Source organism: Egibacter rhizosphaerae, from assembly GCF_004322855.1.
Lineage (GTDB): Bacteria > Actinomycetota > Nitriliruptoria > Euzebyales > Egibacteraceae > Egibacter > Egibacter rhizosphaerae.
The window spans coordinates 4,087,787-4,099,744 of the sequence record NZ_CP036402.1; the positions used below are offsets into that span (position 1 = coordinate 4,087,787).

The 11,958-nt window shown below is 71.6% G+C and carries 12 protein-coding genes; 11 read left to right on the forward strand and 1 reads right to left on the reverse strand.

What is annotated here, in order from left to right; genetic code table 11:
* Positions 1 to 30: 30 nt before the first annotated feature.
* The 11 genes from sufB to ER308_RS18800 all read left to right on the forward strand — a co-directional run bounded on the left by sufB (position 31) and on the right by ER308_RS18800 (position 11,641).
* Entirely contained in the window at positions 31 to 1,440 is a 1,410-nt protein-coding gene (sufB, locus tag ER308_RS18750; RefSeq protein WP_420826179.1) for a Fe-S cluster assembly protein SufB, read from the forward strand.
* A 166-nt stretch (positions 1,441 to 1,606) separates the two neighbouring features.
* Entirely contained in the window at positions 1,607 to 2,935 is a 1,329-nt protein-coding gene (locus ER308_RS18755) for a SufB/SufD family protein (RefSeq protein WP_131156397.1), read from the forward strand.
* Positions 2,935 to 3,276 (forward strand): non-heme iron oxygenase ferredoxin subunit, encoded by a 342-nt coding sequence (locus ER308_RS18760; RefSeq protein ID WP_131156398.1) that lies wholly within the window; start codon positions 2,935 to 2,937, stop codon positions 3,274 to 3,276. Before ER308_RS18755 ends, ER308_RS18760 begins: the two co-directional genes overlap by 1 nt.
* A 95-nt stretch (positions 3,277 to 3,371) precedes the next feature.
* The gene (gene sufC / locus ER308_RS18765; protein WP_131156399.1) at positions 3,372 to 4,112 is read left to right on the forward strand and encodes a Fe-S cluster assembly ATPase SufC; all 741 of its coding nucleotides are present in this window, start codon (positions 3,372 to 3,374) and stop codon (positions 4,110 to 4,112) included.
* Positions 4,113 to 4,185: 73 nt separating this feature from the next.
* Positions 4,186 to 5,481, forward strand: a complete 1,296-nt coding sequence (locus ER308_RS18770) for a SufS family cysteine desulfurase (protein ID WP_131156400.1) — start codon at positions 4,186 to 4,188, stop codon at positions 5,479 to 5,481.
* Positions 5,482 to 5,508: 27 nt separating this feature from the next.
* Positions 5,509 to 5,979, forward strand: coding sequence for a Fe-S cluster assembly sulfur transfer protein SufU (sufU, locus tag ER308_RS18775; RefSeq protein ID WP_131156401.1), 471 nt, complete (start codon positions 5,509 to 5,511; stop codon positions 5,977 to 5,979).
* 76 nt (positions 5,980 to 6,055) lie between these two features.
* On the forward strand, positions 6,056 to 6,457 hold the full coding sequence (locus ER308_RS18780) for a metal-sulfur cluster assembly factor (protein WP_205745732.1): 402 nt from the start codon (positions 6,056 to 6,058) through the stop codon (positions 6,455 to 6,457).
* 85 nt (positions 6,458 to 6,542) lie between these two features.
* A complete protein-coding gene (locus ER308_RS18785) occupies positions 6,543 to 6,854 on the forward strand; it encodes a hypothetical protein (protein WP_131156402.1) in 312 nt (103 codons plus the stop codon).
* On the forward strand, positions 6,851 to 8,383 hold the full coding sequence (locus tag ER308_RS18790; RefSeq protein WP_131156403.1) for a complex I subunit 5 family protein: 1,533 nt from the start codon (positions 6,851 to 6,853) through the stop codon (positions 8,381 to 8,383). Before ER308_RS18785 ends, ER308_RS18790 begins: the two co-directional genes overlap by 4 nt.
* On the forward strand, positions 8,380 to 9,891 hold the full coding sequence (locus ER308_RS18795; protein ID WP_131156404.1) for a complex I subunit 5 family protein: 1,512 nt from the start codon (positions 8,380 to 8,382) through the stop codon (positions 9,889 to 9,891). The genes ER308_RS18790 and ER308_RS18795 overlap by 4 nt, the downstream gene beginning before the upstream one ends.
* Entirely contained in the window at positions 9,884 to 11,641 is a 1,758-nt protein-coding gene (locus tag ER308_RS18800; protein ID WP_131156405.1) for a complex I subunit 5 family protein, read from the forward strand. Before ER308_RS18795 ends, ER308_RS18800 begins: the two co-directional genes overlap by 8 nt.
* Here the strand turns inward: ER308_RS18800 and ER308_RS18805 are convergent.
* On the reverse strand, positions 11,552 to 11,899 hold the full coding sequence (locus tag ER308_RS18805) for a hypothetical protein (RefSeq protein WP_131156406.1): 348 nt from the start codon (positions 11,897 to 11,899) through the stop codon (positions 11,552 to 11,554). The two genes, ER308_RS18800 and ER308_RS18805, sit on opposite strands and share 90 nt — an antisense overlap.
* Positions 11,900 to 11,958: the final 59 nt, after the last annotated feature.

An 11,958-nucleotide genomic window follows, 5' to 3' on the forward strand; every position in this document is an offset into this window, starting at 1 on the left:
CCCCTGCGCCCGACCAACCAACAGGAGTGGATGATGGCGACGAAGGCTGAGGATCTCCAGCTCGGCAACTACGCGTACGGGTGGCACGACGACGTCACGCCGGTCTTCGAGCCGAAGAAGGGGCTCTCCGAGGACGTCGTGCGGGAGATCAGCGCGATGAAGGACGAGCCCGAGTGGATGCTCAACATGCGCTTGAAGGCCTATGAGCACTTCAAGCGTCGACCGATGCCGAACTGGGGCGCCGACCTCTCCGACATCGACTTCAACGACATCTACTACTTCGTGCGCTCGACCGAGGAGCAGGCCAACACCTGGGACGAGTTGCCCGCCGAGATCAAGGAGACCTACGACCGGCTGGGCATCCCCGAGGCCGAGAAGCAGCGTCTCATCGCCGGTGTCGCCGCCCAGTACGAGTCCGAGGTCGTCTACCACAAGGTCCGCGAGGACCTCGAAGCCCAGGGCGTGGTCTTCCTCGACACCGACAGCGCGCTGCACGAGTACGAGGACACCTTCCGCGAGCACTTCGGGAAGGTCATCCCGCCCAACGACAACAAGCTCGCGGCCCTGAACACCGCGGTGTGGTCGGGCGGCTCGTTCATCATCGTGCCCGAGGGCGTGCACGTGGACATCCCGCTCCAGGCCTACTTCCGGATCAACCAGCAGAACATGGGCCAGTTCGAGCGGACCCTGATCATCGCCGAGCCGGGCAGCTACGTGCACTACGTCGAGGGCTGCACCGCCCCGATCTACGACACGAACTCGCTGCACTCCGCGGTGGTCGAGCTGATCGCCAAGCCCGGCGCGCGGCTGCGGTACACGACGATCCAGAACTGGTCGAACAACGTCTACAACCTCGTCACCAAGCGGGCTGCGGCGTACGAGGACGCGACCGTCGAGTGGGTGGACGCCAACATCGGCTCGAAGGTCACGATGAAGTACCCGAGCGTCCACCTCATGGGCCGTGGCGCCCGCGGTGAGGTGCTCAGCCTCGGGTTCGCCGGCGAAGGCCAGCACACCGACTCCGGGGCGAAGATGCACCACCACGCGCCGGACACGTCCTCGAACATCGTCGCGAAGTCGGTGTCCCAGGGGACCGGCCGCACCAGCTACCGGGGACAGGTGGAGATCTCCGAGGGCGCGAACCGCGTGAAGAACTCGACGGTCTGCGACGCCCTCCTGCTCGACGAGGAGGCCCGGACCGACACGTACCCCTACATGAACATCGCCGAGGAGGACGCGCAGATCGGCCACGAGGCCAGCGTGTCGAAGGTGGGGGAGGAGCAACTCTTCTACCTGCAGAGCCGCGGCATCGATGAGGCTGAGGCGCTCGCGATGATCGTGCGGGGCTTCATCGAGCCGATCTCGAAGGAGCTCCCGATGGAGTACGCCGTCGAGCTGAACCGCCTCGTGTCCCTCAACATGGAGGGTGCGGTCGGCTAGGACCGACCGTGTGGCCGGGTGCCCACCGGTTCTCCGGGGCGCCCGGCCGCCGTGTGTTCGCGCCGGCCGTGGCTCCCACGGCCGGTGGCTCCCACGGCCGGGGCCTCACCCCCGCGGCCCGACCAGACCCGACCCCTGAGCCAGCCGAGACAAGGAGCGCGCGCCCGTGGCAACTCTGAACGACCTCACCGAAGCCGACGTGGTGGCCCAGAGCGAGGCCGCAGGCGAGCCCGAGTGGCTGCGCGATGCCCGCCAGGCCGCCTACAAGGACTTCTCGGATCACGCGTGGCCGACGAACCGCGTGGAGGAGTGGCGACACACCGACCCGCGGCGCATCCCGCGTGACCGCGAGCTCGTGACGGCCGGCGAGGCCGGCGACATCGGGGTCCGGGCGGAGGGCATCGCCGTGCATCTCGAGGGCTACAGCGCCCGTCTGCGCATCGTCGACGGTGTCGTCGTCGACGCGAGCGTCGAACCGGAGGCGGCGGCCCTGGGTGTGGTGGCCACCGATCTGGCCACCGCTGCCCGCGAGCATCCCGAGCTCGTGCGCGATCAGCTCGGCGCGGCCGTCGGTGCCGAGGACGCCTTCACCGCCGCGAACCTCGCGGCCTTCACCGCGGCGGGGTTCATCCACGTGCCGCCGGAGGTCGAGCTCGAACGCCCGGTCGCCGTCACGATCCAGCTCACCCGCCCGGGCACCCACCTCCCGCGCCTGCTCGCGCATTTCGCCCCCAACGCGCGCGGGGACCTCGTCATCGACCGTACGGGCGGAGCCGACGCCACCGTCGTCGAGGTGGTCGAGGTGGTGGCCGAGGCGGGTGCGGCCGTGCGGGTCGCGAACAGCCAGGGGTGGGACGACGGCTGCGCGCACGTCGGCTGGCACCGGGCCCGGGTCGGCCGCGACGCGGAGGCCAAGGCCCTCGAGGCGACCTTCGGTGGCGGGACCGTCTACCTGCGCCCCGACGTACGTATGACGGGCGAGGGTGCGAACGGGGAGCTCTACGGGGTCTACTTCGCCGGAGGGGACCAGTCGTTCCAGCACCGCTGCCTGATCCACCACGACGCGGCCCGCACGACGAGCGAGAGCGTCTACAAGGGCGCGCTGCAGGGCGAGTCGCACACGGTGTGGTACGGCAACATCCGCATCGAGCCCCACGCGAAGGCCACGACCTCGGACGAGACCAACCGCAACCTCATCCTGACCGACGGGGCGCGGGCCGACTCGATCCCGTTCCTGGAGATCCTCACGAGCGACGTGGTCGGCTGCGGCCACCATTCGTCGGTCGGTCAGCTCGACGAGCTCCAGCTGTTCTACATGGAGTCGCGGGGCATCCCGCGCCCCGTGGCGGCTCGGATGCTCGTCTTCGGGTTCTTCTCGGAGGTGCTCGAGCGCGTCGAGATCCCGGGCGTGACCGAGGTCCTGCAGGGCGAGATCGAGCGCGAGCTGCAGGAGGCCCCGACGGCGCTCATGGACCCGCGGCGGGGGGCTGCGTGATGGCGTACGAACGTGTGGCGGCGATCGAGGAGCTCGAACCCGGCGTCCCGCTGCGCGCCGACCTCGCCGAACCGGTCTGTGTGATGCGGTTCGACGACGATTCGGTCGCGGCGGTCCACGACACGTGCAGTCACCAGCAGGCCTCGCTCTCCGAGGGCTGGGTGGACGATCGGCAGGTCGAGTGTCCCCTGCACGGCTCCGCGTTCGACGTGGACACCGGGGACCCCTCTTCGCTGCCCGCGATGAAGCCGATCCCCGTCTACGCCTGCAAGGTCGAGGACGGCGCGGTGTGGGTCGACTTGGCCGACCAGCGCAACGACGCACCCACCCCGCGCCACTAGCCGCGAGGCCACGAGCCGCAAAGCACCACGAGCCGCATCCGAACCGAGACCCGACGAGCCACCCACCGCACACATCACCGGAGGAGCACATCACGATGGCAGACCTCGAGATCCGCGACCTGACCGTCGAGGTGGAGGGCACCGAGATCCTCCACGGCGTCGACATCGACGTGAACAAGGGTGAGACCCACGCGCTGATGGGCCCGAACGGCTCGGGCAAGTCGACCCTGGCCTACGCGATCATGGGGCACCCGAACTACGCGCTGACCGGGGGGTCGATCACGTGCAAGGGCGAGGACGTCACCGCGATGACGCCCGACGAGCGCGCCCGCCTCGGCATGTTCCTCGCCATGCAGTACCCCACCGAGGTGCCCGGCGTCAGCCTCACGAACTTCCTGCGCCAGTCGGTGTCGACCGTGCGCGGCGAGGACGTGCCCGTGCGTCAGTTCATGAAGGAGCTGCGGGAGCAGTTCGCCGACATCGGCATGGACGAGAAGTTCCTGCAGCGCAACATCAACGAGGGTTTCTCCGGCGGCGAGAAGAAGCGCTTCGAGATCCTGCAGATGGCCATGCTGAAGCCCGAGATCGCGGTCCTCGACGAGACGGACTCGGGCCTGGACATCGACGCGGTGCGCATCGTCGCCGAGGGCGTCAACCGGCTCTCCGGGCCGGATCTCGGGACGTTGATCATCACGCACTACACCCGGATTCTCCGGTACATCACCCCGGACAAGGTTCACGTGATGTACGAGGGGCGTATCGTGCAGTCGGGTGGTCGCGATCTCGCCGACGAGCTCGAGGAGAAGGGCTACGAGCACCTGAAGGCGAGCGCGTAACCTGGAGTCGACGGCTCGGACCCGCCAGAGGGGTCGCCCGCCGTCCCCGCCGATCCGAGCGAGGTGGTTGCCCATGACCGGAGCCGCTCACGACGGGTCCCGTCCGGCGGCCGCGCCCACCGTGACGCCCGCGACGGGGCTGGACGCGCGCACCGTGCGCAAGGACTTCCCGGGGCTCGACCGGGAGGTGCACGGCAAGCCGCTCGTCTACCTGGACTCGGCCGCCACCTCCCAGACCCCGCGCCCGGTGATCGACGCGATGGCGCGGTACTACGAGCATTTCAACTCGAACGTGCACCGCGGCGTCCATGCGCTGGCGGAGGAGAGCACCGAGGCGTTCGAGGGCGCGCGGCACGCCGTCGCGCGCTTCGTGGGTGCGGATCCCCGGGGCGTCGTGTTCACCAAGAACGCGACGGAGGCGTTCAACCTCGTGGCGTACTCCTGGGCCCGGAAGCGGTTGGGGCCCGGCGACGTGCTGCTGTCGACCCAGATGGAGCACCACGCGAACCTCGTGCCCTGGCAGCTCGCGGCGCAGGACGCCGGGTTCGAGCTCGCCTACGTGCCCGTGACCGACGAGGGCGAACTGGACCGCGAGCGGTTCGACGAGATCGTGGCGAGCGGACGCGTGAAGCTCTTCGCGGTCACGGCCATGAGCAACGTGGTCGGCACGATCAACCCGGTGGCGGAGCTCGCGGGCGCGGTCCGCGCGGCGAACGACGAGGCGGTCGTGGTCGTCGACGGCGCCCAGAGCGTGCCGCACCTGCCGACCGACCAATCGGCGCTCGATGCCGACTTCCTCTGCTTCAGCGGTCACAAGATGCTGGGCCCCACCGGGGTGGGCGTGCTGGCGGCACGCCCCGAGGTGCTGGACCCCATGCCGCCGTTCCTCTCGGGCGGCGAGATGATCACCAACGTCACCCTCGAGGGAGCGGAGTTCAACGAGATCCCGTACCGGTTCGAGGCCGGTACCCCGGTGATCGCCGAGGCCATCGGGCTCGGGGCGGCGGTCGAGTACCTGGAGCGCATCGGCATGTCCGCGGTGCGCGCGCACGAGGTGGCGCTGCTGCAACGCGCCCTGCCGGCGCTCGAGGAGGTCGAGGGCGTCACCGTCCACGGTCCGCGCGATCCCGAGCGCCGGGGCGCCGCGGTCAGCTTCAGCGTCGCGGGGCTGCATCCGCACGACATCGGTACGCTCGTCGACCGTGAGGGGGTCGCGGTGCGCGCAGGGCATCATTGCGCCAAACCGTTGGTCCGCTCGCTCGGCTCGGCGGCGACCACGCGGGCGTCGTTCTACCTGTACAACACCGAGGACGAGATCGATGCGCTGATCGCCGCGCTCGAGGCCACGAAGCGCTTCTTCGACGTCTAGCGACGTCGGGCGCGAGGGGGAGAGCAGATGGACGACCTCTACCACGAGATCATCCTGGATCACTACAAGTCCCCGCGGAACCGGGGACCGGAGCTCGAGGGCTCACAGGTGCACGTGCACCACTCGAACCCGCTCTGCGGCGACGAGTTGGACCTGCGCCTGCGGGTGCACGACGACGGCGTCGACGGCCTCGCATTCGACGGCGAGGGCTGCTCGATCTCGATGGCCAGCGCCTCGGCGATGAGCGAGGCGGTGCTCGAACGCGACCTCGCCGACGCGGAGGACCTCGCGGAAGCGTTCCGGCTGATGATGCACGGGGAGGGCCTCAAGCGCGAGGAGGACCTGGAGGACGGCATCGCCTTCCAGGGAGTGGCCCAGTACCCGGTGCGGGTGAAGTGCGCCTTGCTGGGCTGGATGGCGCTGCGAGACGCCATCGAGAGCTACCGCAGCGGGGACGCGCAGGTCCAGGTCACGCACGAGGACGCTCCGCCCGCATGAGCTCCGCCAATATCCGAGCCCGGGGGATGGGACACTCACCGTCGAACCCCCGAAACCGATCCGGGAGCGATGGACGATGACCGACGGCTGGCCGACCGAGGACATGGACACCGGCAGCGGCGGCACCACACAGGCGTTCGCCGATGTCGAGATGGACGAGCACGGCTATCCGACGCCCGACGCCATGCGTGAGATGCTCAAGGCCGTGATGGACCCCGAGATCGGGATCAACATCGTGGACCTGGGGCTCCTCTACGATGTGTGGGCCGAGGATGGCAGCGCGTACGTGAAGATGACGCTCACGACGATGGGTTGCCCGCTCACGGAGTTGATCCACCAGCAGTGCACGTTGGTGCTCACCCGGCTGCCGAACATCGAGGACGCCGACGTCGAGTTCGTTTTCACCCCCCCGTGGTCGACCGACATGATCAGCCCGGAGGCCAAGGAAGAGCTCCGGGCGATGGGGTTCAACATCTGACGACCGCGTGCGCTGAGCCCGCGCTCGCGCGGGCCCGGCGTTCCCGGCCTCGTCCGGCGACGCGAACCGGGCATGCGGGGGGTTGGTGCACGCGGAGCTGATCTGGCTGGTCACCGCCCTGCTGCTGTTCGCGGCCGGGTCGGTGGGGCTCGCCGTGGCGCACAGCCCGATCCGCGCCCTCGTCGCCCTGAACATCGTCGCCGGGTCGGTCACCATCGCGCTGCTCGCGGCATCGGGCGCCGGTGGTGCGGGTGACCCACGCGCGGCCCGGGCGATGGGGGTCCTGGGCATCCTGGTCGCGTTCGGCGTGACCACCTTCGGGGCGGTCTTGGTGCGCCGTCGTCGGGGCCCACCCGAGGGCACCGCGGAGGCTCCGGACGACGAGGCGGCCGGGTGAGCGCGGTCCTCGCGGTGGCGGCGCCGTTGGCGGGGGCGGTGGTGACCGTGCTCGCGCGTGGCCGCGGTACCCCGCTCGTGGCGATCGCCGCAAGCCTGGTGGGCCTGGGGGCCGCCACCACCCTGGCCGTCGAGGTCGCTGCCGACGAGCCGGTGCGCGTGGCGTTGTTGCACGGGTTCGGGCTCGAGATCGACCTCTACGCGGACGGTGCGGGCGCGCTCCTGCTGCTGACCAGCAGTGTCGTGAACAGCGTCGCCGCGCTGTACGCGTGGGGCTCGTACCTCCCGGACCCCGCCCGCGTCGAGTGGGCTGCCCGTCGGGGGCCATTCCGAGGCACTGCTGGGCTCGACCCCGAACCCTCCCGCTTCTGGGCACGGTGGCTCGGGCTCGTGGCCGCGATGAACGGCGTGTTCCTCCTCGCGCACACGTTCGCCCTGTACGTCGCCTTCGAGGCGGTCGGGGTCGCCGCGGTGGCGCTGGTCGTGCTCGCGGGGACCCGAGCGGCGCTCGACGCGGGGCTCCGCTATCTGGTGGTCGCCTTCGCCGGTTCGCTCGTGTACCTGGCCGGCGCCGTGGTGCTGTGGGCGGAGAGCGGGGTGCTCGACCCCTACCGGATGACCGACGACGTCGCGGGCACCCCGCTGGCGGTGGTGGCCCTCGCGGTGATGACCGTGGGTCTGCTGCTCACCGCGGCCCTGTTCCCGCTGCACTTCTGGCTCCCGGACGCCCACACGATCGCGCCCTCCCCGGCGAGCCCAATCCTGTCGGCGCTCGTGCTCAAGGTGTACTTCTACGCCGTCCTGGTGCTCTGGTTCCAGGCGCTGCCGCACCTCGTCACCCCGACCGCCGCCACGCTGCTGGCCGTCCTGGGAGCCGGCTCGATCCTCTGGGGCGGCGCCGTCGCGCTGTGGCAGACGAGCCTCAAACGCTTGGTGGCCTACTCGACGCTGTCGCAGATGGGCTACCTCTGGCTCGTCCCGGCCATGCTCGTGCACGACGCGGCCACCCCCGCCCCGGAGACCGCGGCGTGGTACGGCTGGTACGGCGGGGTCTACTACGCGATCGCGCACTCCGCGGCGAAGGCCGCGATGCTGATGGCCGTCGGGGCGCTCGTGCGAGCGGCCGGCTCCGATCGGGTCGACGCGCTGCGGGGCGCGGCGGCCGGTGCGCCCTGGTCGGTGGCGGCGTTCGCGCTCGCGGGCGTGAGCCTCGTCGGGTTGCCGCCCAGCGGGGGCTTTGTCGGCAAGTGGTACCTGCTGACGGCCGCGCTGGCGAGCGGCCAGTGGTGGATCGCGGTGATCGTGCTCCTCGGGGGAGGGCTGACCGCGGCCTACCTCGTCCGCGTGCTCGTCCTCGCCTTCGAGCGTCGCGAGCCCTCCTTCGCCCCGCTGCCCCACGTCCTCGCGGTGGCGCCGCTGCTGCTCGCGCTGCTCACCGTCGGGCTCGGCTTCCGTGCGGTCGAGGTGCTCTCGCTCCTCGAGGTGGGCGCTCCGCCGTTCCTGGGCACCGGCCCCGGGGCCGTGCGATGACCGCGCGGGAGGCGTTGCCGCTGCTGCTCGTCGCGACCTCCCTCGTGCCCGCGCTCGTGGTGTTCGCCCTGCCCGAGCGCGCGCGGGTGGCGCGTGACACGGTCACGCTGCTCGGGGCGGGCGTGAAGCTGGTGCTCGTCCTCGTGCTGCTCCTCGGGGTCTTCCGCGGTGCGACCTACGAGGTCCGGTGGGCGGTGCTGCCCGATCTCGCGTTCGTGTTGCGGGTGGAGGAGGTGCCGCTGCTCTTCCTCACCCTGTCGGTGCTCCTGTGGTTCGCGACGACCGTCTACACCATCGGCTACCTCGCCGGCGACGCGCACCTCACGCGGTTCTTCGGGTACTTCAACCTCTGCGTCGCCGCGACCATGGGCATCGGGCTGGCCGGCAACCTCTTCACGTTCCTGATCTTCTACGAGCTGCTGACCGTCTCGACCTTTCCGCTCGTCGTCCACGAGGGCACCGCGGACGCGCGCGCGGGCGGCCGCGCGTACCTCGCCTACGCGGTCGGTGGCGGCAGCGTGCTGTTCGTGGCCATGGTCTGGCTCGCGCTCGTCGCCGACACGATCGAGTTCTCCACCGGCGGGGTGCTGGCCGATGCCGCTGCCGCGGAACCGGGCGCCCTGACGGCGATCTTCGCGCTCCTGGTCATCGGCCTCGGTGTCAAGGCCGCCCTCGTGCCGCTCCACGGGTGGCTGCCGCAGGCGATGGTCGCGCCGACCCCGGTGAGCGCCCTGCTCCACGCCGTCGCCGTGGTGAAGGCGGGCGCGTACGGGCTCGTGCGGGTCGTCCTCGACCTCTACGGGCCGGCCACGGCGGCGGCGCTCGGCGTCCTCACCCCGCTGGCCGTCGTCGCGGCGGTGACCCTGCTCTGGGGCTCGGTGCGCGCGATCGGGCAGGACGGCCTCAAGGCCCGTCTCGCGTACTCGACGGTCGCCCAGCTCGCGTTCGTCGCGTTCGGCGTGGCCGTGGGCGGGCCGGGGGCGACGGCCGCGGGCCTCGTCCACCTCGTCCACCAAGGCTTGATGAAGGTGACGCTCTTCTACTGCGTGGGGGCGCTCGGCAAGGAGCTCGGGGTTCACCGCGCCAGCGAGCTCGACGGCACGGCGCGGCGGATGCCGGTGACGATGAGCGCCTTCGCGCTGGCTGCGCTCGCCATGGTTGGGGTTCCGCCGCTCGCCGGGTTCGTGACGAAGTGGCACCTCGGGGTCGGGGCGGTCGCGGTGGGCGCGTGGTGGGTCCCGGTGGTGCTCGCGGCCTCGACGCTGTTGACGGCGGCCTACGTGCTGCCGCTGGTCCACGCCGCGTGGTTCCGTCCGCCGCGCACACAGTGGCCACCACGCCACGCTCGATTCGAGACCCGGGTCTCGCTGCTCGCCCCGATCGTGGCGGTCGCCGCCTCCGTCGCGCTCGTCGGGACGCTCGCCGGTGCGCCCTTCAGCCCCTTCGGCTGGAGCGAGCTGATCGTCGAGCAGGTGTTCGGCCTCGAGCAGGGGGATGCCCGTGAGTGACGGCGGGCCGATGGGCCTCCTCGCGCTCCTGGCCGTCGCGTTCCCCCTGGCGGGAGCGCTGGCGGCGGCGCTGCGAGCGGTGCCCGAACGGGTGCTCCTGCGCGCGTCGTGGGTGGCCCCACTCCCGGCCCTCGTGCTCGCGGTGTCCGCGCCCGGACCCGACGTGGTGGCCCGGGTCGAGGTCGCGTGGCTGCTGCTCGGCCTCGAGATGGCCGTCGACCCCTGGGCGCGCGTTCTGCTGGTCCTGGCGGGCTCGCTGTGGCTGGCTGCCGGGGTCGCCCTCCCGACGCTGCTGCGGGACGATCGGCGCTCCTCGCGGTTCGCGAGCGCCTTCCAGGCTGCTCTGGCCGGAATGCTCCTGCTCGTGCTCGCCGCGGACGTCGTGACCTTCTACACGGGGTTCGCGCTGGTGACCTACGCCTCGTACGTGCTGGTGGTCCACAACGCGACGGAGCGGGCGGTGCGTGCCGGGCGCATCTACCTCGTGTTCGGGGTCGTGGGCGAGGCGCTCCTGCTGGCCGGGCTCGCCGTGGCGGTGGGCGTGGCCGGTACCACCGCCTTGGGGGACGTGGCGGCCGCCGCAGGGGAGGGGGCCGCAGCCGGCGTGCCCGTGCTCCTGCTCGTGGGCTTCGGGATCAAGGCGGGGATGCTCGGGGTGCACTCGTGGCTGCCCCTCGCGCACCCGGCCGCACCGGTTCCCGCCAGCGCGATCCTGTCCGGAGCGATTATCACCGCAGGAGTGCTGGGGTGGTTGCGGCTCCTGCCGCTCGGGGACTCGCCGCTGCCCGCGTTCGGTCCGGTCGTGGTGGGCATCGGCGTGGCCGGATTCCTCGCGGGGGCCGTGCTGGGGGCGCTCCAGGACGATCCGAAGACCGTGCTCGCCTACTCGAGCGTGAGCCAGATCGGCCTCGTGCTCGTCCCCGTGGGGATCGGGCTCGCAGCGCCCGAGCTCGCCACCCCCGCGGGCAGCGTGGCGATCGTCTTCGCCCTGCACCACGGGCTCGCGAAGGGGGCGCTCTTCCTCGGGGTCGGCGTGGCGCAGGCGGAGAGCCGCTCGCGACCCCGCCGCGCCGTCTTGCTCGGTCAGACGGCCGCAGCGGCCGCCATCGCGGGATTGCCGCTCACGTCGGGCATGGTTGCGAAGGGGTTGCTCAAGGACCTCGCCGAGGGGGTGACCCAGCCCTGGGGTGGTGCCCTCTACCTCGCCCTGCTGCTGTCGGGGACCGCGAGCACCGTGCTGCTCGGGCGCATGCTGTGGCTGCTCACCGCGCAGGGCGGACACGAGCCCCCGCCCGGGGCGGCCGCCCCGTGGTCCTCGGTTCTCGCGTGGCTGCTCGCCCTCGGCTGCTCGTTCGCGGTGACGTGGCCGGTCGTGGGCGGCTGGTTGCCGGGGGTCGCACCTCCGGCGGTGACCGATGTCGGGCTCTGGTGGGACCAGTCCTGGCCGGTCGCCGTGGGCGTCGGGATGCTATGGGGGCTCTCGCGCGTCGGTCCCGCCCCGAGCGTTCCGGCGGGTGACCTCGTTCTCGCGGCGGAGGCGGCCGCGACCCGGCTCCGCGGGACCGCGGCGCTCGGGGGTGCGGTGATCGGGTTGCCGCCCCTTCGTCGCGCGCTCGCGGGCTCGGTGGAACGCGCGCGAGCGGCCCAGGCCCGTACGGAGTCACTGTTCGCTCGACCGATGGTCACCGCGCTCCTGGTCCTGCTCCTGCTGGTCGGCGTGCTCGCGGCGCTCGGCGTGACGTGGCCGTAGTGGCCGGGGTGGCCCGCCGCCGGTGCGCGCCGCCCACCACAGGATCGCGGCCGTCGCCAGGACACCCACCAGGAGCTCGGCGGTCGCGACCCCGAGCGCTCCCAGCGCCGCCGAGGCCACGGCGAGCCCGAGCCCGAACGCCGCGTACCGCTTGATCGCGGTCGCCTCCGATCGGGCGAGGAGCGCGCCGAGCGCGGCGCTCGCGACCACGATCGCCAACAGCGCGTGACCGATGAGGGCGGGGGTCATGGCGTCCATCGCACGGTTCCCACCACGGCAGGCCAGGCAGGCAGGTCGCTATCCTCCGGGCACCGCTC